Below are 22,147 nucleotides of genomic sequence, written 5' to 3' on the forward strand. Positions count from 1 at the left end.
AGTTGGTGGCAGCGTCGCTCCGGCGCCGTGGCGTGCGCCGGAGCGATCGCGTGTCGCGGCTCAGCGCTTGCCCGGTGCGGGGGGCGCGGCGGGGGTGGCGGACTCGCGTTGCAGGGTGACCGGGATCGACTTGACCCGCGCATCCAGCGCCTTGACCACGTCGGCGGTCAGGTCATGGCTCATGTTACCGGCCAGCACCATGCCGCGATCCAGCAGCACGCCGCAGCCGTGGCGCTGGTAGGCCTCGGCGGTCAGCGGTTGGGCGGCGGTGGAGATCCGTTCCAGTACCGACGCGCGGGTCGCCTCGATCTCGCGCGAACGCTGGCTGGCGTGCTGCTGTACGGCCTGCGCGTCCTGCACCGCCTTGCTCTGCTCGGGGGTGAACTTGTCGGCGGAAATGCTGCCGCGCACGCCCAGGCGGATCAGTTCCGCCTCCGCGCGGCTCTTGTCGCGCTCGATCTCGGCCTGGGCGTCGGTCACCAGTTTCTGCAACTGCACGCCCGCGTCCTTGCCGGCGGCCGCGTTGGAGAACACCGCTTCGCGGCTGAGATAGCAGACGCCGGCAACGACCGGGCCTTCGAGCGAGGCGGTCGCGCCGCCGGTTGTCTGCGCGGAGGCGCCGTTGGCGACGGCCAGGGTCGCGGCGAGGATGAGGAAGCGGTACGTGTCGGAGGAATTCTTGCACATGGGATGTTGTCGTCGTCCGGTTGACGGAGGCAGGGATTCAATCAGGGCGTCAGCAGATCGTTGAAGCGGCCCAACGATGCCAGGTGGAAATGCACCAGCGCCAGCCAGCCCTTGCGATGCCAGTCGACGACCACCGCGTCGGGCAGCGCGGCGAACTTTTCGCCATCGACCACCTGGAAACCATCGACGCTGGTGCGGCGTCCGTCCGCGAAGGCGATGTTGGCGCTGCGTTCAATCAGCAACCCCTGTTCGGCCAGCGCGGCGGCGAACGTGCGGGTAGCCTGATCCTCGCGGGTGAAAGTGTCGCAGAACTGCAGCGCCTGCCTGGTCAGCTCGCTCGGCTCGCCGTTCTCGAACAGCGGACTGCCCTCCTCGCCCGACGGGATCACCGCGTCGGAACCGGCATCGATGGCCAGCACGTAGCCTTCCGGATCCCGGGTCTGCACGAACACGAACGGGTAGCGGCGCACGTAGGCCGGCACGTAGGCGCCATCGGTCCAGGCATCGCCGTTGACGAAGCGGTTGCGTCCGGCTTCCACGCCCAGCACCGCCAGCGGCGTGTTGTCCGGGCCGGCGAACACCAGCGGATAGCTGCGCGCGGCGGCGGCGAATTCGCCGACCACCACCGGCACGGAATTGCTGGCGGCGGCGAAGCCGACGCCGGTCGGGCGCACCCGCCACTGGGCGTGTTCGACCGAGGACAGTACGCGCGGCTCGCGATAGAACAGCGGCCAGGCATTGGCTTCGGTGGCGCCATTGGATGCGACGGTGCCGGTTTCGGGATTCTGCGGGGTCATGGGATCTTCCGTTTCGTTCCTGTGTTCGGTTCGGAGGTATGTGCCTGTTCAACCGGGCGGATCGAACCGGTCGCGCATGGTGGGATCCGCTTGCCTTCGACGAAGGACTCGATGCACTCGTCGAGGTTCTCCGGTATCTGCCCAGGATGCCGCAAAACCATTTCCAACGTGCTGGCGGCACCCCAGACGACGCGGAAGGAGCACGGGCATGTTCCGGTACTCCGTCGTCCGCAGGGTAACGTCGTCATGCTCGCGTCGAACGTCAGGCAGGCGCGCGAGGCGTGGGCCCGCATTCGCACCTCGTCCTGCAATGACGCAATGCCGTGCAAGCGCCGGATTCAAACGGTTGTCCTGCACACGGCTGTCATCAAACTGCAGGCAGAACGCGCCAGTATCGAAACGCCGGGCACGGCACACTATTCCGCCTTCGTTGCAGTCCGGTGACACACCATGAATCCGCTCCGGCCCCGTCTTTCCCCGCATCGCCTGTTGCCATTCGCAGCGGCGCTGCTCGTTTCCTCCGCGCTGGCCGCCGAACCGCAGGCGACGCAGATAACCGCCACGCCGCCGGCGACCGAGTCCGCAACAACACCGGCGCCCGCCAAGCCCGCCGACACCCGTTGCGTCGACGTGGAAGTGAATGGCGAGCGCGTGCCCGACTATGCGTGCCTGGGGCAGCTGATGACCTCGCCCACGCCACTCGCCTCCCCCGATGCGAACCTCACCGGTTCCGAGCGCATCGTGCGCCAGCCGCCCACCAAGCTCGGCCTGGCCAATCGCGCTGCCACCCAGCAGCGGATGGGCAACACTTTCGGCACGTCGACCCAACCGCAGCGACCACCACCGCCGCCGCCCAAGCCGGTGATTCCCGGACGTTGAACGATTGCGCCGGGCAAGCGCCGCGGCGGATGCCTCAGAGTGAAATGTCGTTGCTGTTCGCCGACGCGGCCGGTCCCGCCTGGCCCGCCGACTCCACCGGCTCCGCCGATTCGCGCAGCGACAAGCCCAGCACCAGCGGCTGGCGCATGTCGGCGGGCGGTTGCGCCAGCGGCGGCTGCAACAACGATTCCAGCGCGGCGTCCGCCTCCGCGTCGCCCAGCGAGCTGAACGCGCTGCGGGTGATTCGGCCATCGGCCGCGATCCACAGTTTCACCACCACCGGATCCTGTCGCTGCGGCAGGCTGGCGGAACGTTCCATCCAGTCGTGCAATTGATGGGCGGGAACGCTGTCCTCGCCCAGCCGGCGTTGCAGTTCGGTGCCGGCCTGCTGCGCATACACCAGCCAGTGCTGCGGAACCGGATCCTGCGCGGCGGCCCCGACCGTGGCGCCAAGCGTGGTCCAGGCCATGGCCGCACCCAGCAGGCGCCGCAGCCAACCGCCCATTCCGCTTCGCATCAAGTCGGCACCCGCCTGCGGTTGCGTCGTCGGCCGATCTTTCCTTTCGTCGTCCAGGCCGTTCATCGGCGGATTCCCGTTCCAAACCCGATGACTTTGCCTGCCTTGCGTGACAGTGAGATGGCGGCGGGGGATGGAAATGATGGCCTGCTTTCGCCGCATTTCGCGTAGCAGTCCCAGTGTGCCGGCCTTTCCCGGCTAGTCGAGGCGATTCCGATGAGGAAGCCACGCAACCGTCGCATGTGGGAGACCCGCGCGTGTTGATCGACTATCGCCATGCCGCGGCCCCGGACGACTTCGACGCCCACCTGTGCATCGTGGGTGCCGGACCTGCCGGCATCGCCATCGCGCGCCACTACCTCGACACCGCGGTCCGTGTCTGCTTGCTGGTCGGCGGCGGCATCGCAGGCGATGCCGAGACCCAGGATCTTTACGCGGGCGATTCGGTCGGCAACCCGCAACTGGATCCCGCCGCCAGCCGCCTGCGTGCGTTCGGCGGGAGCACCAATGCCTGGGGTGGCGGCTGCATTCCGTTGAGCCGGATGGATCTCGATGCGCGCGATTGGGTGCCGCACAGCGGCTGGCCGATCTCCTACGCCGAGCTGGAACCCCATTACGCCCGCGCGCGTGATTTGCTGGCCATCGACGGGCACGACTTCGAGGCGGGCGGTTTCCTCAGCACACCGGCGCGGCGCCCGCCGCGTTTCGAGGGCGATCGCCTGGTCAACCGCAATTTCGTGCTCAGCCCGGTGTTCTTCGGGCAGGCCTATCGCGCCGAACTGGAGCGCGCGCCCAACATCCAGGTGGTGCTGCACGCCAACGTGCTGGAACTGCTGTCCGATGCGGGTGGCGAGCACGTGCACGCCGCCCGCATCGGTTCGTTGCAGGGAAAGCGCGGCCAGGTGCGCGCGCATCGCTACGTGCTGGCCTGCGGCGGCATCGAGAACGCGCGCCTGTTGCTGTTGTCGAGCTCGTCCGTGCCGCACGGACTGGGCAACGGACAGGACCTGGTGGGCCGCTACTTCATGGATCACCCGCGTGGCCGGCTGGGCACGCTGCATGCGCGCGCGGTCACCCCGCTTACCCGCCCCTACGATCGTTCCGGGGGCAAGGGCCCCACGCCGGTCTTTCCCGAACTGTGCCTGTCCGAGGACACGATGCGCACCCATCGCATGCTCAGCGGACGCGTGCGGCCGGTGGCGGTGGAAGGCCAGGTGCCGCGCGGCATCCGCGCGGCGCGGCGATTGCGTTCGGCGCTGCGCAAACCGCGTCCCGACGAGGGCGGTTCGCTGGAAGGCCAGATGTCGCAGGCACTGCGCTTCGGCACCGGCGACGAAACACCGCCGCCGCCACACGAGAACCTCGCCCGCCTCGCCCTGCAACTGGCGCCGGGCGTGGGTGATCTGGCGCGCGGCGTGTTCAACCGGCTGACCGATCGCCCGATCGTGCCGGCGGACCATGTCGACGTCGTTGGCTATTTCGAACAGGCACCCAACCCCGACAGCCGGGTGCGCCTGGGCGAGGATCTGGACCCGCTCGGCCAACGCCGCGTGACCGTGGACTGGCGGCTGACGCCGCTCGACTGGCACACCTACCGGACTGCCACGCACCTGTTCGGCGAGGATCTGGCGCGGGCCTGCGGGGGACGCTTCCAGGCCGACGCCTGGCTGCACGACGAACGCGCGCCGCAGTTGCAGGGGACCGCCCACCACATGGGCACCACCCGGATGTCCGACGATCCTGCCGATGGCGTGGTCGATCGCAACCTGCGCGTGCATGGCGTGGACAACCTGCACGTCGCCGGCAGTTCGGTGTTCCCGACCGGTGGCTGGGCCTTTCCCACCTTCACCCTGGTCGCGCTCAGCATGCGCCTGGCCGAACACCTGCGCGACTGCCTGTTCCTGCTGTAGCCGCCTGTCCCGGCGCTCAGAAGGTGATCGGCACGCGCGCGGTGAAGCTCACGTCCGGCGTGTCCCGGGTCAATCCGGCGCCGAGCGCGACATTGAGCGAAACCCTGTCGCTGAAGCGATAGGTGCCGCCCAGCAGCAACGTGGCCAGGGTCACCCGCACCGCACCGGCCACGTCCCGTCCGTTCTGCTGGGTCTTGCCGACCACGTTCATATCGTAGCCGATGCTGATGGCGGCCTTCTCGTTGAGCGCCAGTCCCATGCCCAGGTTGAAACCGATGATGTCGCCGGCTTCGATGTCGCCCAGCGGCTCGCGCTGCCCGTCAACGAGCAGGCGCGAGACATTGCGCCGCTTGAAATTGTGCAGGTAGCTCAGGCTGCCGAAGAACACCACCGGATCCGAGGGATACAGCCAGGTCACGCCCGGCTGCAGCGCTTCGAAACCGCTGCCGGTGGGCAGCTCCAGCGGCAGCCCGGTGCCGGTGGTGTTGCCCACGCAACGCGTCACGCAATCGGTGACCACGTCGAACAGGTCCTTGCCGGTGCGGCTCTTGTAACGCAGCCAGCCGATGTAGAACGCCTTGTCAGGACCACCGCGGTTGATCTGGTAGCGCGCGGTCAGTTCGGCATCGCCGATGCCGTTGCCGCTGGCGTTGAACACGCGGTCCTGCGCCGAGCCGGTGAAGATTTCGCGACTGACGGTGTCGCCGTCGAGGTAGACATACGGCACCTTGGCTTCCAGCTCGAAGCGCCGGTTGAGGCCGTAGCGTCCGGTCAGGGTCGCCACCGCGGTGGTGGTCTTGACCTGGCGCACATCGATCAGGCCGATCAGGATCGCGGGAATCACGGTGTAACCGACCAGCGCGACGCGATCGTTCGCCGAATAGCCGTACTGCAGGGAGGGTTCCAGCACGAACTTTCCGGGCGGCGTCAGCACGCCGGGCTGGTCGAAGATCTGCGCCACCTCCGGCGGACGCGAATCGGATTCGGGGGCCTGCCCCACCGGTTGCTGGGCGGGTCGCGCGGCCGGGGTGGCCTGCGCCGGCGCGCTCTGCGCGGCGAGTACCGGCGCCTGTCCGAGCACCGGCATCACCGCCGGCGCGGGGGCGCCGCGCGCGCGCGCGTTCGCCAGGACTTCCTCGTTGAGCGCCGACTGCAATTGAGCCAGCGCCTGCTGCTGTTGCTCCAGCGCCCGCCGGGTCTGCTCCAGCTGGCGCGTCTGTTCGTTGATCTGGCGCTGCAGGCCATCCAGGCGATCCTCGCCATCGCCGGGCGGCTGCACGCCCGCGACGGGAGCTTCCTGCGCCCAGGCCGTACCGCCTGCCAACCCGAGGACCAGGGCCAGAACCAGCGGCTTGCGGCGAGCATTCGACGTCCGTTTCATCGGGTGTCTCCTTGGCGATGGTGGTTTCAGCGCGTACCGGCCGTGCCGTTGAGGGCGTCCTGCAGCGCTCCCCCGGCGTTGATGCCCTGGAAGGCACCCAGCACCGGGCTGTCGATCTCCAGGCGGGTGATGGTGGTGATGCGCTGGTCATCCAGGGTGTTCTGGATCACCACGCCACCAGGCAGGCGCATCGGCTCGAAGCGGTTGCCGTCGCCGCGCTGGATCACGATGCCCTGGCTGAACTCGCCCAATGCGCGTGCTTCCTCGGCGCTGAGCCGCGACAGATCGGCCACCCGCACCGCGGTGCTCGCCGCCAGTTCACCGTTGACGTACACCACCCGCTCGATACCGAACGACAAGGTCGCGCCGGACGGCAACTGGAAGCCGCCGCGCATGCCGTCCAGCCGCGCCGGATCGATCGGTGTCCACTCGGCGCCCAAGCCGTTCCCGTCATCGCCGCGCGCGCCCAGCGGCGCGGCCGCCGCGGGCAGCAGCAGGGCCAGCGCGAGCAGGCTCGAAAACAATGCTCTGTCCATGTCAGATGTCTCCCGGACCGCGTCGTGGCACCGCGATGCCGCGCAGGCCATCGCGCTGGATACCGATATCCAGCGGGGCCGGCGGGGCCGTGCGCCAGTCGCGTTCCTGGTTGAAGCGCGCCTGCGCGCGCCGGTTGTGGATGACGAACAGCACGCGGTTGTCCCACAGCGCCTCGAACCGCGACTTGGGCATCGCCCGCGTGCCGCGTGCCGGATCCCCCAGCAGCACGCGTCCGTTCTTCAGTCCCTTGACCACCACGAAATGGCGATAGCCGCGATCGTTCAACAGCACGATCGCCGGCACGCCTTCTTCCTGCAGTTTCTCCAGCGGCAGTTCGAAACCGTCTGCTTCGAATCCCTGCGACTGCAGATAGCGGCGCATGTCCAGCAGCGAAAAGCCCTCCTTGCGGATGCGAGCCTGATCGCCATAGGTGTACATGCGCACGAACACGTCCTGCTCGCTGACCGCGTGGCCGTACTGGAAGGTCAGCAGGGTCGCGGTCGCCGCCGAGCCGCAGCTGAAATCGAACTGCTGGGGGATGGTGGTGCGGAATCGGGCTTCCTTCAGGCTGGTCACCCGCACCTGGTACGCACCGCCCGGCGCGCGCACGTCCATGTCCGCCGCGGCCGCCGGCACGCCGCCACAAGCCAATGCGGCGATGGCCAGCGCCACGGCGGCCCGGGCGGCGTTCACCGCCCGGGGTCCGCGAAGTTCACGGTCACCACCATCGCGTTCTGGATGAGCACGTTGGTGCCGGTGTTCTGGATGACCGTGTTGATGCCGTTGGCATTGTCGAAGGCGCCCTGGGTGATGGTGTTTCCACCGCTGTCGATGTGATGCGCGGTGTTGCCGTCGACGGTGCCGTCGACATCGATGACGACCACGCTGCCGTGGTCATCCTCGCCTCCGCGCATGCCGGCCAGTCGCGCCACGTCCACCGGCGCGCCGATGTCACTGACCGGACGCGGTTTCACCGCCAGCCAGCTCGCCGGCGGCTCGATGGCCGAAACCGGGATTTCCGGCATTGCCGGCCCGGCTCCTGCCGCGGGGACGACGGGTTCATCCGCCGCGGCCCTGCCGCTTCCTCCGGCGAAAAGCGCGAACAACACGAACAGCAAGGCGGGCGCGGCGCGCTGGCGCCGCACGAAGCGATATCGGGTCTGCATGGTCATGCTCCCTTGCCATGCGTTCCGTCCAGGCACGCCCTTGCCACGCGCCCCCTGTCGATCCCGCCGCGGGGGCGGCGGGATCGTCCTGCGCATGGCACGCAGGGCCGCCGAAGCGGTCCCGGCGCGCCCGGGGAGCGCTTACGGACCTACGGTCAGGTTGGCCTGCACGGTGATGCCCTGCTGGATCAGCGACGCGACGCCGCTGTTCTGCGCAGCCACCATCACACCGGCGGCCGATTGGCCGACGCTGCTCATGGTGTTGGACATGTTGAAGGTGCCCGCGTCGTTGGCGACGGAGCCTCCCATGCCGCCGGCACCGCCGGTCGCACCGTTGCCGACGCCGCCGTTGCCGACACCGCCGTTGCCGTCGCCGCCCGTGCCGCCTTCGGCGCCGACCGCGCCCATCGCGCCGTCGCCGGCGGTGGCGTCGCCATTGCTGGCCGTCGACGAAGCGCTGCCATTGGTGGCGTCGCCGTTGGTGGCCGAGCCGCCCGCACCGCCGTCACCCGCGGTCGCGGTCAGGCTGCCGCCCGCGCCACCGGTCGCGGTGCCGGCGCCGCCGGTACCGGTGGCCGAACCACCCGTGCCCGCGCCCGCCGTCGCGCTGCTGGATCCACCCGTCGCGGTCGCGCCACCGGAGGTGCCATCACCGCCGGTCGCCGTGCTGGTGCCGCCCGTGGCCGCACCCGCGCCGCGCTCGCGCACGCGTCCGGCATTGGAGTTGGCGTCGCCGCCCGCCGCGCCATCGGCGGCGAGCGTATCGCCGCTGCCACTGGCGGCATCGCCGCCCCAGCCGCCGCTGGCGCCACCGCCCCAGCCACCGGCCGCGCCGGCATCACCGCCACGGCTGCCGCGGTTGTGATCGGCACGTCCGCCGTTGCCGCCATCGCCGGCCACCGCGTCACCGACGGAGGCGCCGCCGTTGCTGACATCGCCGGCGCTGGCGCTGCCGTTGATGGCATCGCCGCCGCTGCCGCCGCTGCCGCCGGCACCACCGTTGCCGCCCCGTCCGCCGTTGCCTTCGCCGCCATAACCGTCACCGCCGTAACCGGCGCCACCGCGTCCGCCACTTCCACCGTTGGCATCGCCCCAGTTTTTGGCGACGTTGCCGATGTCATGCACGGTCACCCCGCTGACGGAGCCGATGAGCTTGGTTTCGGCCACCGCCTTGCTGTGGTTGAACGCGTTGGAGAAAGTGGCGGTCGCGGTCCCGCCATTGTTGGCGGCCGCCGTGCCGTAGCCATCGGCATACGCCACGCCATCGTTGTTGCGATTGTCGCCGTCGTGGGTGCTGCTGTCGGTGGCGTCGAAGTCCACCGCGACGAGCGTATCGGCCCCAGGTCCGTTTTCCGTGTTGGTTGCCTGTGCGAAAGCCTGTCCCGTGAGACCAAGTCCCAGTAACACTGCAGATGCAATGAGAGTCTTACGCGTGCACATGATTTATCTCCTGAGTCGTTCTGGCGCCCAGGGGAGGCGCTAAAAAACGACGTTGGTCACGCTCACATAGGAAACGTTAGTCAGCCGGGGGCTGTTTGTTAGAGTCTCGTTAACCTCTGTGCCGCTCGTCTGCCGCCGAATGCGGTCCCTGCCCAGCCGACAATCGGTTGCCGGATCAAGTCGATAGGCGCCGTTCTTGCGTGCCGTCCGAAGTCTTCGACGGACTTTGGCGTCAATGCTAGGCTGTGCGCCCCGGGAGATGGCATGCCTCCCCGAACCGCCGGCACGCCGGCTGATGATGCCTACCGAAACCCGCAATTTGGGGTGGTGGGCATGCGCCATCGCTCCCGTACTGGAGAAGTTGGCGATGCATTCCTTCCTGGCCGTTGCAGTGGGCGCCGCGCTCGGCGCGTGGGCGCGTTGGGGTCTGAGCGTCTGGCTCAATCCGCAGCATGCGCAGATGCCGCTCGGCACGCTCGCCGCCAACCTGATCGGCGGCTACGCGATCGGCGTGGCGATGGGCTGGCTGGCCCATCATCCCGCGTTGGCGCCGGAGTGGCGCCTGTTCGTGATCACCGGCCTGCTCGGTGGGCTGACCACCTTCTCCAGTTTTTCCGCCGAAGCCATGCAGTTGATCCTGCGCCTGCAATACGGCTGGGCGTTCGCCCTCATCGCCGTGCACGTGCTGGGTTCGCTGCTGATGACCGGCCTGGGACTGATGACGGTGCGGCTGCTGCGCGGCGTGACGGGCTGATTCCCCACATCCGGACAACGCATTCCCACCCGCTTACTTGCGGGGTTTGCCCGCCCTCGCCTCGCGCCTGGCCTCGCGCAGGCGATCGAGTTTTTCCTTGAGCTTGATTTCCAGCCCGCGTTCGACCGGTTCGTAGTACACGCGTTCGCCCATCGCATCGGGAAACGCCGTCTGGTCCAGCGCGATACCGCCTTCGGCATCGTGGTCGTACTGGTAGCCGCCGCCGTAGCCAAGCTGCTTCATCAGTTTGGTCGGGGCGTTGCGCAGGTGCAGCGGCACCTCCTGGGTGCCGTGTTCGCGCACGTCCTGCTTCGCCATCCCGAAGGCCTTGTAGCCCGCATTCGATTTGGCGGTGCTGGCCAGGTAGATCGCCACCTGCGCCAGCGCCAGATCGCCTTCCGGACTGCCCAATCGCTCGTACGTATCCCAGGCATCCACCGACATCTGCAGGGCGCGCGGATCCGCCAGGCCGATGTCCTCCACCGCCATCCGGGTCAACCGCCGCGCCAGATAGACCGGGTCGCAACCACCGTCCAGCATCCGCGCCAGCCAGTACAGCGCACCGTCGGGATTGGAACTGCGGATGGATTTGTGCAGCGCCGAGATCTGGTCGTAGAACTGCTCGCCGCCCTTGTCGAAACGGCGCGTGCGATCGGCCAGCACCTGCTGCAGGGTCTGCGGGGTGATGGTGTTGTCCTCGCCCGTCGCCAGTTCGGCGGCGATCTCCAGCAGGGTCAGCGCGCGGCGCACGTCGCCATCGGCGGCGCCGGCGATTTCGCCCAGCGCCTCATCGCTGGCCTGCAGGCCTTGCCCGCCCAGGCCGCGTTCCCCGTCATCCACCGCCCGCCGCAGCGCGTGGCGGATGTCATCGGCCGAGACCGCCTCCATCACGTGCACGCGACAGCGCGAGAGCAATGCCGAGTTCAGTTCGAAGGACGGGTTCTCGGTGGTCGCGCCGACGAACAGGATGGTGCCGCGCTCGATGTGCGGCAGGAACGCGTCCTGCTGGCCCTTGTTGAAGCGGTGCACCTCATCCACGAACAGCACGGTGCGCCGCCCTTCGGCGAAACGCTGCGCCGCCTCGGCCAGCACCGCGCGCACGTCCGGCAATCCGGACAGCACGGCGGAAATGGCCTGGAACTCGGCATCGGCGTACTGCGCCAGCAGCAGCGCCAGGGTGGTCTTGCCGCAGCCCGGCGGTCCCCACAGGATCATCGAATGCACGCGCCCGGACTCGACCGCGCGGCGCAGCGCGCTGCCGGGCGCGAGCAGCCTGCGCTGTCCCACCATCTCGTCCAGGGTGCGTGGCCGCATGCGTTCGGCCAGCGGCCGCATCGCCGAGCGATCGACACTCAGCAGATCCGCTTCCTGCGGGAACGGATTTCGTGTTTTCGGGGATCGTGCCACCCGCCGATTCTACCGTCCGCGCGGCGCATTCGCGCCGTTGGATCGGCCGGTGAAAATGAAAGGACCGGATTCCCGATGGGAACCCGGTCCTGGATGGTCCGGCGGATGCGTGCTTGCGGTAGCGGCTCAGGAGCCGCCCACCACGTCCACGCCCGGACCCGGCGCGTACTTGAAGGTGCCGCCGGCGAACGAAGGATTGCGCTTCCAGCCACTGAACTTGATGCTGGTGCGCTGGCCGACCGCGTCGATGACCTCCATCTGCGCCAGGCCCTTGCCGTCGAAACCCAGCCGCGCTGACTGGAAGTTGGCATCGCCATCGCGCTTGGGCGTCAGGGTCAGCCACTCCAGGCCGTTCTGGCTGCCGGTTTCCTTGACGTTGAACTGCTGGTCCAGCTTGCCGGGATCGATCAGCGCCGACAGCGGGCTGTTCTGCTCCTCGATACCCTGCTCGCGCACCGTGGCCTGCTTCAGATCCGGATCGTAGACCCACACCTGCTTGCCGTCGGCGACGATCAACTGCTCGTAGGGCTTGTTGTATTCCCAGCGGAACAGGCGCGGCGCGGACAGCGCGACGCGGCCGTTGGAGGTTTCCTTGAGCTTGCCGCCGCCGTCGTGGACCTGCTGGACGAACTGGCCGTCCAAGCCCTTGAGTCCGGTGGTGAAGGCCTTGAGTTGGTCGCGGGCGCCGGCGAAGGCGTTGCCGGCGAACAGCGCGGCGGCGATGAGGACGGCGGGACGGGCGATTCGAATCATGGCGTCTGCAAGGTCTGGGGTTCGGATTCGGCGCCGAGTGTGCCCCGGCGAGTCTGAATGAGGCGCATCGCGTTCGCCCGGGCGCCGCGCGCCATGAACCGGCGTTCAGGCTGCCGGCGCGCGGACGTGTCCTGAAGCTTCAACGAGGCGGCGGCGGTGCCAGCACCTGGCGATCGCCGTTGTGTTCCGGTGGCGACACCACCCCGGCCGCTTCCATCGCCTCGATCAGGCGGGCGGCGCGGTTGTAGCCGATCTTCAGCCGGCGCTGCACGCCGGAGATCGACGCGCGCCGGCTCTCGGTGACGATGCGCACGGCCTCGTCGTACAGCGGATCGCTCTCGTCGCCGCCGGCGCTGCTGGTCTCCGGCAGGCCGGTCGGTCCGACCACCACGCCATCGCCCATCGTCTGGATTTCCTCCAGCACGCCTTCGATGTAGTCGGCGGTGCCGGTGGCCTTGAGGTGCTCGACGACGCGGTGCACTTCGTCATCGCTGACGAAGGCGCCATGGATGCGCTCGGGCATGGCGGTGCCCGGCGGCAGGTACAGCATGTCGCCATGGCCGAGCAGGGTTTCCGCGCCGGACTGGTCCAGGATGGTGCGCGAGTCGATTTTCGAGCTGACCTGGAACGCGATACGGGTCGGGATATTGGCCTTGATCAGGCCGGTGATGACGTCCACCGACGGGCGCTGGGTGGCCAGGATAAGGTGGATGCCGGCGGCACGCGCCTTCTGCGCCAGGCGCGCGATCAGCTCTTCGACCTTCTTGCCGACGATCATCATCATGTCGGCGAATTCGTCGATGAAGATGACGATGAACGGCAGCGGTTCCAGCGGGCGCGGCGCCTCCTCCAGATCCGGATTGGGCTTGAACAGCGGATCCATCAACGGCTGGCCGGCGTCCTGCGCGTCCTTGACCTTCTTGTTGAAGCCGGCCAGGTTGCGCACGCCCACCGCGCTCATCAGCTTGTAGCGGCGCTCCATCTCCGCCACGCACCAGCGCAGGCCGTTGGCGGCCTCCTTCATGTCGGTGACCACCGGCGCCAGCAGGTGCGGGATGCCCTGGTAGACGCTGAGCTCCAGCATCTTCGGATCGATCATCAGCATCCGCAGTTCTTTCGGCGAGGCCTTGTACAGCAGGCTCAGCACCATCGCGTTGACCGCCACCGATTTGCCCGAGCCGGTGGTGCCGGCGACCAGCAGGTGCGGCATGCGCGCCAGATCGGCCACCGTCGGACGGCCGGCGATGTCCTTGCCCAGCGCCAGGGTCAGCGCGCTGCCGGATTTGTCGTATTCCTTCGAGCGCAGCAGTTCGCTGAGGAAGATCATCTCGCGACTGGTGTTGGGGATTTCCAGGCCGATCACCGACTTGCCCGGAATCACGTCCACCACGCGCACCGACTTCACGCTCAGGCCGCGGGCGATGTCCTTGTCCAGCGAACTGATCTGGCTGACCTTCACGCCCGGCGCCGGCTCCATCTCGAAGCGGGTGATCACCGGGCCCGGATAGGCGCCGACCACCTGCGCGTCGATGCGGAAATCCTTGAGCTTGAATTCGATCTGGCGCGACAGGGTTTCCAGGGTTTCCTCGGAATAGCCCTTGGCCTGCGGCTTGGGATCGTCCAGCAGCGACAGCGGCGGCAAGCCGGAGGCATCCCCGCCCGTCCCGTGGAACAGCGGAATCTGCTGCTCGCGCTTGGCCCGCTCGCTCTTTTCGATCACCGGTGCCGGCGGCGGCTCGATCTTCACCGGCTCGCGCTTGGCGCGCAGCACCGCGTCGGCGCGGCGCACTTCCTCGCGTTCCTCGCGCATCACCCGGGTCTGCTGCCATTCGGCGGCCTGCTGGCTGCCCTTGCGGAACATGCCCGGCAGCGCCAGCACGCCCTTGCCGATGCGCTCCATCACCGCGAACCAGGACAGGCCGGTGGCCAGGGTCACCGAGACCAGGAACAGCGCCAACAGGAACAGGTTGCCGCCCAGTCCACCGAAACCGCTGAGCAGCGACTTGCCGACCAGGGTGCCGAGGATGCCACCCGGGCCATCGGAGAAATGCTCGGCCGGCACGCCGCGCAGGAACAGCAGGCCGGTGGAGGAAATCAGGAAGGCGACCATGCCGACCAGGCGCAGCGCCGGTCCCAGATCCGCCTCGCCGTCACCATCGGTGTCCATCCCGAACAACGCGATCCAGGCGACCGCGCCGAGGATCACCGGCAGCAGGAATGCCACATAACCGCACAGCGACAACAGCAGCGCCGACAGCCATGCGCCAACCTTGCCGCCCCAGTTCTGGATCGGCGCGGTGAGGCTGCCCGCCTGCGACCAGCTGGGATCGTCCGGCGAATACGAGAACAGGCTGGCGAAGAGATAGAGCAGCAGCGGCGCGATCACGATCAACGCGAGATCGCGCCACAGGCGTTGCCTGCGCGGATTCGCCGTCGCGGTCGCCTGCTTGCGCGCGGCCGCGTTGGCGCCCTTGCCCTTGCCGTTTTCGGATGCTGGTTTCGCCACCTTTCGATGAGACCTTAGGAATATGCCATTAGTCTTTGATAATAAACGAAACATTGGCAGATTTCAGCCCTCGGAATCACGCCGTCTCGGCGTCCGGCCCGGAAAAGCCCGCAGAAAAAAAGGCGCTACCGTGGCGCCCTGTCGCTGATCGCCAGCCTGTCGCCGGGCCGTGGCCCGCGTGCCGCTCGCGTGTTGTTGCGCATCACCGCATTCCATCCGCGCGCCTTGATCGAACCTGATCACACCCGCACTCTATGTCGCCTGCGACGGCGTGCCAGCCGTTGCAATCGCAAGGCCAATCCACCTTCTCCGCGAGTATACATGAGCACTTCGAAGCACTGCCGCCTGTTGATCCTGGGCTCCGGCCCGGCCGGCTGGACCGCCGCCGTCTACGCGGCCCGCGCCAACCTCAAGCCCGTCGTCATCACCGGCCTGCAGCAGGGCGGCCAGCTGATGACCACCACCGAGGTGGACAATTGGCCCGGCGACGCCCACGGCCTGATGGGTCCGGACCTGATGGCACGCATGCAGGCGCACGCCGAGCGCTTCGACACCGAAGTCATCTTCGACCACATCCACACCGCCGACCTGGGCCAGCGTCCGTTCAAGCTCATCGGCGACAACGGCGAGTACACCGCCGACGCCCTCATCCTGGCCACCGGCGCCACCGCCAAGTACCTGGGCCTGCCTTCGGAAGAGGCCTTCAAGGGCCGCGGCGTGTCCGCCTGCGCCACCTGCGACGGCTTCTTCTACCGCGACCAGGACGTGGCCGTGGTCGGCGGCGGCAACACCGCCGTGGAAGAAGCCCTGTACCTGGCCAACATCGCCCGCAAGGTCTACCTGGTGCACCGCCGCGACACCCTGCGCGCGGAGAAAATCATGCAGGACAAGCTGTTCGCCAAAATCCAGGCCGGCAAGATTGAGCCGGTCTGGCACCACACCGTGGACGAGGTGCTGGGCAACGAGGCCGGCGTGACCGGCCTGCGGGTCAAGTCGGTGCAGGACGGCAGCACCCGCGACCTGGACGTGCACGGCTTCTTCGTGGCCATCGGCCACACCCCCAACACCAGCCTGTTCGAGGGCCAGTTGGGGATGAACAACGGCTACCTGACCATCAAGTCCGGACTGGACGGCGGCGCCACCGCCACCACCGTGCCGGGCGTGTTCGCCGCCGGCGACGTGGCCGACCAGCACTACCGCCAGGCCATCACCTCGGCCGGCTTCGGCTGCATGGCCGCGCTGGACGCCGAGCGGTTCCTCGACAAGGACGCCTGATGCTGCGCATCAGCGCGGACCCGGCGGAGCTGGATTTCGAACGGGTCCACGCCTTCCTGCGCGATTCCTACTGGGCGGCGGGCATTCCCGCCGCCACCCTGCGCCGCGCGCTGGATCATTCGGTCTGCTATGGCGGCTTCCTCGACGGCACGCAGATCGCCTTCGCGCGCGCGGTGACCGACCAGGCCACCTTCGCCTACCTCGCCGACGTGTTCGTCGACGAGGCCCATCGCGGCCAGGGCCATGGCCGCGCCATCGTGCGCGCGCTGCTGGACGATCCGCGCCTGCAAGGGTTGCGCCGGCTGCACCTGGTCACCCGCGACATGCAACCGCTGTACGCCGGATTCGGATTCGAGCCGCTGAGCCAGCCGGAGCGGCACATGCAGAAGCACGATCCGGACGTCTATCGCCGCGGCTGAAACCGTGTCCGCCCCTCCCCGTCTCCGCCTGCTCGACGATTTGTCGGCGATTCCCGCCGCCGCGTGGGACGCGCTGCACGATGGCCGCAATCCGTTCGTCGCGCACGCCTTTCTGGCCGGGCTGGAACGGCACGGCTGCGTGCGCGCGGACTGGGGCTGGACGCCACGCCACGCGACGCTGTGGGAAGGCGACACGCTGGTCGCGGCGGCACCGGCGTACCTGAAGGACAATTCGCACGGCGAGTTCGTGTTCGACCATGCCTGGGCGCAGGCCTATGCACGCTACGGCCGCGATTATTTCCCCAAGTGGCTGTGCGCGGTGCCCTATTCGCCCGTGACCGGCCCACGCCTGCTGGCGCCCACCGCCGCCTCGCGCCGGCAATTGATCGACGCACTGGCCGAACGCGCGGACGAGGACGGGCTGTCCTCGGTGCATGTCAATTTCCATCCGCAGGCGGAGGACGCGGCGTTCGACCCGACCTGGCTGTCCCGCACCGACGTGCAGTACCACTGGCGCAACGACGCCGGCTGGACGGATTTCGACGCCTTCCTGGCCGCCTTCGACCACAAGCACCGCAAGAACATCCGCCAGGAGCGCGCGCGGGTCGCGCGTGCCGGCGTGACGTTCCGGACCGTCCATGGCGGCGATGCCAGTGACGCCGATCTGGACGCCATGTTCGGCTTCTACCTGCAGACCTTCCACGATTACGGCAACTCGCCCGCGCTCACCCGTGCGTTCTTCCATCACCTGGCCCGGGCCTTGCCGCGCCAGCTGGTACTGTTCCTGGCCGAACGCGGCGGCGAAGCCATCGCAGGCGCGTTTTGCCTGCGCGGCGGCGACACCCTGTACGGGCGCTACTGGGGCGGCCTCCAGAACCTGCCCGGCCTGCATTTCGAGACCTGCTACTACCAGGGCATCGAGTATTGCCTGCGCGAAGGCCTGCGGGTGTTCGAACCCGGCGCGCAGGGCGAGCACAAGATCGCCCGCGGTTTCCTGCCGGTGTTCGTGCGCAGCCGCCACCGCATCGCCGATCCCGCGTTCGCCGAGGCGCTGGGCCGCTGGTGCGAGGAGGAAACCCTGGCGATGCGCCGCTACGCCGCCACCCTAGCCGCGCATTCGCCGTTCAAGGCCGCCGCGCCTTAGCCCCACGACGTGGCGACACGCCGCGCCCGGCGCCGATAATGCGGCCATGAGCCAGCGTCCCTTCCTGCTCGCGCCCGAACCCGATGCGCCATTTCCGCCGGCGGAGCTTGCCCTGCGCCAACCCGACGGCCTGTTGGCGATCGGCGGCGATCTGAGCCTGCCGCGGCTGCTCAACGCCTACCGCGGCGGCATCTTTCCCTGGTTCTCGGAGGGCCAGCCGCTGCTGTGGTGGTCGCCGGACCCGCGCATGGTGTTCCGCACCGACCGGTTGCATCTGGCCTCGCGGTTCCGGCGCAGCCTGCGCCGTTCGACCTGGCAGGTCCGCGCCGATACCGCCTTCGCGTCGGTGGTCGCCGAGTGCGCCATCCGCCCGCGGCCGGGCCAGGACGGCACCTGGATCACCCCCTCCATGCAGGACGCCTACCTGGCCCTGCACCGCGCGGGCCACGCACATTCCATCGAGGTGTTCGACAGCGACCGCCTGATCGGTGGCCTGTACGGGGTGGCCATCGGCCGGATGTTCTTCGGCGAAAGCATGTTCAGCGCGGACAGTGGCGGTTCCAAGGTCGCCATCGCCGCACTCGCCCACACTCTGCACGCCTGGGGCTGGCCGCTGATTGACGCCCAGGTGGAAAACCCGCACCTGCTGAGCCTGGGCGCCGAACGTATCCCCCGCGCCGGGTTCCTGCAGCAGGTCCGAGGCCTGGTGGACCAACCCGAGCCGGCGGCGGCCTGGAGCGTTCGCTTTGGCGAGTTTCCCGCCGCCCGACTGGCGGACGCCACGGCGCATTAACGGTATTTTTGCGCGCGGCGCCTCAGCGGCGTACAATGGCGGACTTTATCGCCCTGGCCATCTCCGGCCGCACAGCACAGGTCTGCATGTCGAAAGACGATTCCATCGAATTTGAAGGCACCGTCACCGAAACGCTGCCGAACACCATGTTCCGGGTCAAGCTGGAAAACGGGCATGAAATCATCGCCCACATTTCCGGTCGCATGCGCAAGAACTACATCCGCATCCTGACCGGCGACAAGGTCAAGGTCGAAATGACCCCCTACGACCTGACCAAGGGTCGCATTACCTATCGCATGAAATAATCGCGATAAGTTTTTGATTAAAAAGGGCGCCTTTGGCGCCCTTTTGTTTTGGCCACCCGTTGGTGCATCAGCACGAGCACGGTCGGTCCATGCCCCGCCCTCGCACCCGGCAACAAAAAAAGCCGGAGCATCGCGGCTCCGGCTTCGAATGGTTCGTCCCGTCACCGGGACGGGCTCCGGCACCTCAGACCGTCACCGGCAACAGCCTCTCCGGTTCGGCCTGGGTTTCCACCACCAGTTCGCCGTCGCGCACGTCGATACTGACCCGGCCGCCGTTGATCAGCTTGCCGAACAGCAGTTCGTCCGCCAGCGGGCGCTTGACCTTGTCCTGGATCAGGCGCGCCATCGGGCGCGCGCCCATCAGCGGATCGAAACCGTGCTGGGCCAGCCAGTCGCGCGCCGCCGGTGTCGCCGACAGGCTGACGTGCTTCTCCTGCAGCAACATCTCCAGTTCGATCAGGAACTTGTCCACCACCCGCAGGATGTGGTCGAAGCCCAACGCCTGGAACTGCACCACCGCGTCTAGCCGATTGCGGAATTCCGGGGTGAAGCTGCGGCGGATCACCTCCATCGCGTCGGTCGAATGATCCTGCTGGGTGAAGCCGATCGAACGCCGCGACGCCTGCGCCGCGCCGGCATTGGTGGTCATCACCAGGATCACGTTCTTGAAGTTCGCTTCGCGACCGTTGGTGTCGGTCAGCACGCCGCGATCCATCACCTGCAACAGGATGTTGAAGATGTCCGGATGCGCCTTCTCGACCTCGTCCAGCAGCAGCACGCAGTGCGGGGTCTTGACGATTTTCTCGGTCAGCAGGCCGCCCTGGTCGAAACCGACGTAGCCCGGAGGCGCGCCGATCAGGCGGCTGACCGAATGCGGCTCCATGTACTCGGACATGTCGAAACGGACCAGCTCGATGCCCAGTTGCAGCGCCAGTTGCTTGGTCACCTCGGTCTTGCCCACGCCGGTGGGGCCGGCGAACAGGAAATTGCCGATCGGCTTGTCCGGATTGCCCAGCCCCGAACGGGCCAGCTTGATCGCCGATGCCAGGGTCTCGATGGCCGGGTCCTGGCCGAAGATCACCATCTTCAGGTTGCGCTCCAGGTGCTGCAGCACGTCCTTGTCGGACGAGGTGACCTGCTTGGCCGGAATGCGCGCCATCTTCGCCACGATGGTCTCGATTTCCTCGATGTCGATCAGATCCTTGCGCTGGCCTTCCGGCAGCAGCCGCTGGCGCGCGCCGGCCTCGTCGATCACGTCGATGGCCTTGTCCGGCAGCAGGCGGTCGCCGATGTGCTTGACCGACAGGTCGACCGCGGCCTGCAGCGCCTCGTCGGCGTAGGTGACGCCATGGTGCGCCTCGTACTTGGGCTTCAGGCCCTGCAGGATCTGGAACGCCTCGCCCACGGTCGGTTCGACGATGTCGATTTTCTGGAAGCGCCGCGCGAGCGCGCGATCCTTCTCGAAGATGCCGCGGTATTCCTGGAACGTGGTCGACCCGATGCAGCGCAGTTCGCCCGAGGCCAGCGCAGGCTTGATCAGGTTGCTGGCATCCATGGTGCCGCCGCTGGCGGAGCCGGCGCCGATGATCGTGTGGATCTCGTCGATGAAGAGGACCGCGCCCGGGATCTTGCGGATCGCCGCCAGCACGCCCTTCAGGCGCTTCTCGAAATCGCCGCGGTACTTGGTGCCCGCGACCAGCGCGCCCAGGTCCAGCGAGTAGATGGTGGCGTCCAGCAGGACGTCCGGCACCTCGCCTTCCACGATGCGCTTGGCCAGGCCCTCGGCCAGGGCGGTCTTGCCCACGCCGGCCTCGCCGACGTAGAGCGGGTTGTTCTTGCGGCGCCGGCACAGGACCTGGATGGTCCGCTCGACCTCGTCGGCGCGACCGACCAGCGGGTCGATCTTGCCCTGCCGGGCCAGATCGTTGAGGTTGCTGGCGAACTCGGTCAGGGCATCGCCCTTGCCGTCGCCCTCGCCCGCTTCGGCCTTGCCACCCTCGCCCTCGTGGGCGCCCTGGCCTTCACCTTCCTCGCCCTGCTTGGCGATGCCGTGGGACAGGTAGTTCACCACGTCCAGGCGGGTGACATCCTGCTGGTTGAGGAAATAGACCGCGTGCGAATCCTTCTCGCCGAAGATGGCCACCAGCACGTTGGCGCCGGTGACCTCCTTCTTGCCCGAGGACTGCACGTGGTAGACCGCGCGCTGGAGCACCCGCTGGAAGCCCAGGGTGGGCTGGGTGTCGCGGCCGTCATCCTCGGCCAGACGGGACACCGAGGCCTCGATGGCCTGTTCCAGTTCCTGCTGCAGGCGGCCGGAATCGGCGCCACATGCCTTCAGCACCGCCTGCGCGGACGGGTTCTCCAACAGCGAGAGCAACAGGTGCTCCACCGTCATGAACTCGTGCCGTGCTTCGCGGGCGCGCTTGTAGCACTGGCCGATGGTTTGCTCGAGATCTTTGCTGAACATGGTCGCCTCCGGGGCCGATGCCGACAATATGCGGCCTGAGGGGTGGATTTCCATCACCCATCCGGATTTCAGTGTTCAGGAATCGTTGCCTTGCAAGGGCCGGCGGCGCCCAAACATCGAAACCTCAGGACTTCTCCATCGTGCACAGCAGCGGGTGCTGGTTCACCCGCGAAAACTCGTTGACCTGGGCCACCTTGGATTCGGCCACCTCGCGGGTGTAGACCCCGCAGACGGCGCGGCCCCGGGTATGGACGTGCAGCATGATCTGGGTGGCCTTTTCCAGGTCCATGCCGAAGAACTGTTGCAGGACGACCACGACGAAATCCATCGGGGTGTAATCGTCATTGAGCAATACCACCTGGTAGAGCGGCGGCGGCGCCACCTCCGGTTTTCCGGTCTCCACCAGGACGGCGTGGTCGCGTTCGTTTTCATGCTTGCGGGACATACGGCAATTATACGGATTGGACGCCCAACGAGCTTGCACGCACAATTAACCCCTTTCCCCCAATGGACTGCCCTCAGATGAAATCCGCCGCACTCGCCCTCGTCCTCGCCGCCGTCGCGGGCCTGCCCGCCGCGCACGCCGCCGATGCCGACCCGGCCATCGCCAAGCAACTCAAGGCGCTCGGCTACGAGTACGAGGTGGACGAGGACGGCGACTACAAGCTGCTGATGGCCACCGGCGACAACGAGGAGCGCAGCCAGATCGTCTACATCCGCTCGGCCGTGGAGACCTACGGCAAGCACCGGGTCCGCGAGCTGTGGTCGTATGCCTACCAGTCGCCGAGCGAATCGCTGCCGGCGGTGGTCGCCAACCGCCTGCTGGACGCCTCCAATGCGCTGATCCTCGGTTCCTGGGTCAAGCAGGATCGCAGCGCCGTCTACGTGGCCAAGCTGCCGGCCGACGCCAGCACCGAACTGCTGGAAGATGCGATTTCCGCCGCCGCCGTTTCGGCCGACGCGATGGAAGTCGAACTGGCCGAAGATCCGGCTTCCGACGACTATTGATT

Annotated in this window: 22 protein-coding genes and 1 riboswitch; of the genes, 9 read left to right on the forward strand and 13 right to left on the reverse strand. The window is 67.8% G+C overall.

What is annotated here, in order from left to right; genetic code table 11:
* Nucleotides 1-60: 60 nt before the first annotated feature.
* Nucleotides 61-687 (reverse strand): OmpH family outer membrane protein, encoded by a 627-nt coding sequence (locus tag FG323_RS02835; RefSeq protein ID WP_141452933.1) that lies wholly within the window; start codon nt 685-687, stop codon nt 61-63.
* 41 nt (nt 688-728) lie between these two features.
* A complete protein-coding gene (locus FG323_RS02840; protein ID WP_141452934.1) occupies nt 729-1,484 on the reverse strand; it encodes a SapC family protein in 756 nt (251 codons plus the stop codon).
* A gap of 450 nt (nt 1,485-1,934) precedes the next feature.
* On the opposite strand from FG323_RS02840, the gene FG323_RS02845 reads away from it, so the two are divergent.
* Nucleotides 1,935-2,363 (forward strand): hypothetical protein, encoded by a 429-nt coding sequence (locus tag FG323_RS02845; protein ID WP_141452935.1) that lies wholly within the window; start codon nt 1,935-1,937, stop codon nt 2,361-2,363.
* 34 nt (nt 2,364-2,397) lie between these two features.
* Here the strand turns inward: FG323_RS02845 and FG323_RS02850 are convergent, their stop codons facing one another.
* On the reverse strand, nt 2,398-2,868 hold the full coding sequence (locus FG323_RS02850) for a hypothetical protein (RefSeq protein ID WP_141452936.1): 471 nt from the start codon (nt 2,866-2,868) through the stop codon (nt 2,398-2,400).
* Nucleotides 2,869-3,137: 269 nt separating this feature from the next.
* Between FG323_RS02850 and FG323_RS02855 the strand changes: the two genes are divergently transcribed.
* Entirely contained in the window at nt 3,138-4,790 is a 1,653-nt protein-coding gene (locus FG323_RS02855) for a GMC oxidoreductase (protein ID WP_141452937.1), read from the forward strand.
* A 16-nt stretch (nt 4,791-4,806) separates the two neighbouring features.
* Here the strand turns inward: FG323_RS02855 and FG323_RS02860 are convergent, their stop codons facing one another.
* The 5 genes from FG323_RS02860 to FG323_RS02880 all read right to left on the reverse strand — a co-directional run bounded on the left by FG323_RS02860 (nt 4,807) and on the right by FG323_RS02880 (nt 9,194).
* Nucleotides 4,807-6,171 carry an acetate kinase gene (locus FG323_RS02860; RefSeq protein ID WP_141452938.1) on the reverse strand — a complete coding sequence of 455 codons (1,365 nt, stop codon included), beginning with the start codon at nt 6,169-6,171 and terminating at the stop codon, nt 4,807-4,809.
* A 26-nt stretch (nt 6,172-6,197) separates the two neighbouring features.
* Complete coding sequence (locus FG323_RS02865) at nt 6,198-6,707, reverse strand: hypothetical protein (protein ID WP_141452939.1); 510 nt, start codon at nt 6,705-6,707, stop codon at nt 6,198-6,200.
* 1 nt (nt 6,708) lies between these two features.
* Entirely contained in the window at nt 6,709-7,401 is a 693-nt protein-coding gene (locus FG323_RS02870) for a C39 family peptidase (protein WP_249887765.1), read from the reverse strand.
* Nucleotides 7,398-7,880 (reverse strand): hypothetical protein, encoded by a 483-nt coding sequence (locus FG323_RS19825; protein WP_255469993.1) that lies wholly within the window; start codon nt 7,878-7,880, stop codon nt 7,398-7,400. Before FG323_RS19825 ends, FG323_RS02870 begins: the two co-directional genes overlap by 4 nt.
* Nucleotides 7,881-8,015: 135 nt before the next feature.
* Nucleotides 8,016-9,194 (reverse strand): hypothetical protein, encoded by a 1,179-nt coding sequence (locus FG323_RS02880; RefSeq protein ID WP_220094117.1) that lies wholly within the window; start codon nt 9,192-9,194, stop codon nt 8,016-8,018.
* Nucleotides 9,195-9,560: 366 nt separating this feature from the next.
* A riboswitch (Fluoride riboswitch) is annotated at nt 9,561-9,626 on the forward strand.
* Between the two features lie 49 nt (nt 9,627-9,675).
* On the opposite strand from FG323_RS02880, the gene crcB reads away from it, so the two are divergent.
* Nucleotides 9,676-10,068, forward strand: a complete 393-nt coding sequence (gene crcB / locus FG323_RS02885) for a fluoride efflux transporter CrcB (protein WP_220094118.1) — start codon at nt 9,676-9,678, stop codon at nt 10,066-10,068.
* Between the two features lie 33 nt (nt 10,069-10,101).
* Here the strand turns inward: crcB and FG323_RS02890 are convergent, their stop codons facing one another.
* The 3 genes from FG323_RS02890 to FG323_RS02900 form a co-directional block, all read right to left on the reverse strand.
* Nucleotides 10,102-11,403 carry a replication-associated recombination protein A gene (locus FG323_RS02890; RefSeq protein WP_141453255.1) on the reverse strand — a complete coding sequence of 434 codons (1,302 nt, stop codon included), beginning with the start codon at nt 11,401-11,403 and terminating at the stop codon, nt 10,102-10,104.
* A gap of 198 nt (nt 11,404-11,601) precedes the next feature.
* Nucleotides 11,602-12,228: an outer membrane lipoprotein chaperone LolA gene (gene lolA, locus FG323_RS02895; RefSeq protein ID WP_141452942.1), complete on the reverse strand. Its 627-nt coding sequence runs from the start codon at nt 12,226-12,228 to the stop codon at nt 11,602-11,604.
* Between the two features lie 139 nt (nt 12,229-12,367).
* Nucleotides 12,368-14,734, reverse strand: coding sequence for a DNA translocase FtsK (locus FG323_RS02900; protein ID WP_255469994.1), 2,367 nt, complete (start codon nt 14,732-14,734; stop codon nt 12,368-12,370).
* A 321-nt stretch (nt 14,735-15,055) separates the two neighbouring features.
* Here FG323_RS02900 and trxB point away from each other — a divergent pair, with 321 nt between their 5' ends.
* The 5 genes from trxB to infA all read left to right on the forward strand — a co-directional run bounded on the left by trxB (nt 15,056) and on the right by infA (nt 18,670).
* Entirely contained in the window at nt 15,056-16,009 is a 954-nt protein-coding gene (gene trxB, locus FG323_RS02905) for a thioredoxin-disulfide reductase (protein ID WP_141452944.1), read from the forward strand.
* The gene (locus tag FG323_RS02910; RefSeq protein ID WP_141452945.1) at nt 16,009-16,428 is read left to right on the forward strand and encodes a GNAT family N-acetyltransferase; all 420 of its coding nucleotides are present in this window, start codon (nt 16,009-16,011) and stop codon (nt 16,426-16,428) included. Before trxB ends, FG323_RS02910 begins: the two co-directional genes overlap by 1 nt.
* A gap of 4 nt (nt 16,429-16,432) precedes the next feature.
* Nucleotides 16,433-17,572 carry a GNAT family N-acetyltransferase gene (locus FG323_RS02915; RefSeq protein ID WP_141452946.1) on the forward strand — a complete coding sequence of 380 codons (1,140 nt, stop codon included), beginning with the start codon at nt 16,433-16,435 and terminating at the stop codon, nt 17,570-17,572.
* Nucleotides 17,573-17,618: 46 nt separating this feature from the next.
* Complete coding sequence (gene aat / locus FG323_RS02920; protein ID WP_141452947.1) at nt 17,619-18,365, forward strand: leucyl/phenylalanyl-tRNA--protein transferase; 747 nt, start codon at nt 17,619-17,621, stop codon at nt 18,363-18,365.
* An 86-nt stretch (nt 18,366-18,451) separates the two neighbouring features.
* The gene (infA, locus tag FG323_RS02925) at nt 18,452-18,670 is read left to right on the forward strand and encodes a translation initiation factor IF-1 (protein WP_079726088.1); all 219 of its coding nucleotides are present in this window, start codon (nt 18,452-18,454) and stop codon (nt 18,668-18,670) included.
* Between the two features lie 184 nt (nt 18,671-18,854).
* Here the strand turns inward: infA and clpA are convergent, their stop codons facing one another.
* The gene (gene clpA, locus FG323_RS02930; RefSeq protein WP_141452948.1) at nt 18,855-21,137 is read right to left on the reverse strand and encodes an ATP-dependent Clp protease ATP-binding subunit ClpA; all 2,283 of its coding nucleotides are present in this window, start codon (nt 21,135-21,137) and stop codon (nt 18,855-18,857) included.
* A 124-nt stretch (nt 21,138-21,261) separates the two neighbouring features.
* Nucleotides 21,262-21,582 carry an ATP-dependent Clp protease adapter ClpS gene (clpS, locus tag FG323_RS02935; protein ID WP_141452949.1) on the reverse strand — a complete coding sequence of 107 codons (321 nt, stop codon included), beginning with the start codon at nt 21,580-21,582 and terminating at the stop codon, nt 21,262-21,264.
* A gap of 77 nt (nt 21,583-21,659) precedes the next feature.
* Between clpS and FG323_RS02940 the strand changes: the two genes are divergently transcribed.
* A complete protein-coding gene (locus FG323_RS02940) occupies nt 21,660-22,145 on the forward strand; it encodes a hypothetical protein (RefSeq protein WP_141452950.1) in 486 nt (161 codons plus the stop codon).
* Nucleotides 22,146-22,147: the final 2 nt, after the last annotated feature.

The organism is Pseudoxanthomonas sp. z9, from assembly GCF_006542425.1.
Classification (GTDB): domain Bacteria; phylum Pseudomonadota; class Gammaproteobacteria; order Xanthomonadales; family Xanthomonadaceae; genus Pseudoxanthomonas_A.

Excerpts from the sequence above, each read along its gene's own strand:
- FG323_RS02835 (WP_141452933.1), bottom strand. The coding sequence starts at position 687 with ATGTGCAAGAATTCCTCCGACACGTACCGCTTCCTCATCCTCGCCGCG.
- FG323_RS02840 (WP_141452934.1), bottom strand. The coding sequence starts at position 1,484 with ATGACCCCGCAGAATCCCGAAACCGGCACCGTCGCATCCAATGGCGCC.
- FG323_RS02845 (WP_141452935.1), top strand. The coding sequence starts at position 1,935 with ATGAATCCGCTCCGGCCCCGTCTTTCCCCGCATCGCCTGTTGCCATTC.
- FG323_RS02850 (WP_141452936.1), bottom strand. The coding sequence starts at position 2,868 with ATGGGCGGTTGGCTGCGGCGCCTGCTGGGTGCGGCCATGGCCTGGACC.
- FG323_RS02860 (WP_141452938.1), bottom strand. The coding sequence starts at position 6,171 with ATGAAACGGACGTCGAATGCTCGCCGCAAGCCGCTGGTTCTGGCCCTG.
- FG323_RS02865 (WP_141452939.1), bottom strand. The coding sequence starts at position 6,707 with ATGGACAGAGCATTGTTTTCGAGCCTGCTCGCGCTGGCCCTGCTGCTG.
- FG323_RS19825 (WP_255469993.1), bottom strand. The coding sequence starts at position 7,880 with ATGACCATGCAGACCCGATATCGCTTCGTGCGGCGCCAGCGCGCCGCG.
- FG323_RS02890 (WP_141453255.1), bottom strand. The coding sequence starts at position 11,403 with ATGCGGCCGCTGGCCGAACGCATGCGGCCACGCACCCTGGACGAGATG.
- lolA (WP_141452942.1), bottom strand. The coding sequence starts at position 12,228 with ATGATTCGAATCGCCCGTCCCGCCGTCCTCATCGCCGCCGCGCTGTTC.
- trxB (WP_141452944.1), top strand. The coding sequence starts at position 15,056 with ATGAGCACTTCGAAGCACTGCCGCCTGTTGATCCTGGGCTCCGGCCCG.
- FG323_RS02910 (WP_141452945.1), top strand. The coding sequence starts at position 16,009 with ATGCTGCGCATCAGCGCGGACCCGGCGGAGCTGGATTTCGAACGGGTC.
- aat (WP_141452947.1), top strand. The coding sequence starts at position 17,619 with ATGAGCCAGCGTCCCTTCCTGCTCGCGCCCGAACCCGATGCGCCATTT.
- infA (WP_079726088.1), top strand. The coding sequence starts at position 18,452 with ATGTCGAAAGACGATTCCATCGAATTTGAAGGCACCGTCACCGAAACG.
- clpA (WP_141452948.1), bottom strand. The coding sequence starts at position 21,137 with ATGTTCAGCAAAGATCTCGAGCAAACCATCGGCCAGTGCTACAAGCGC.
- clpS (WP_141452949.1), bottom strand. The coding sequence starts at position 21,582 with ATGTCCCGCAAGCATGAAAACGAACGCGACCACGCCGTCCTGGTGGAG.
- FG323_RS02940 (WP_141452950.1), top strand. The coding sequence starts at position 21,660 with ATGAAATCCGCCGCACTCGCCCTCGTCCTCGCCGCCGTCGCGGGCCTG.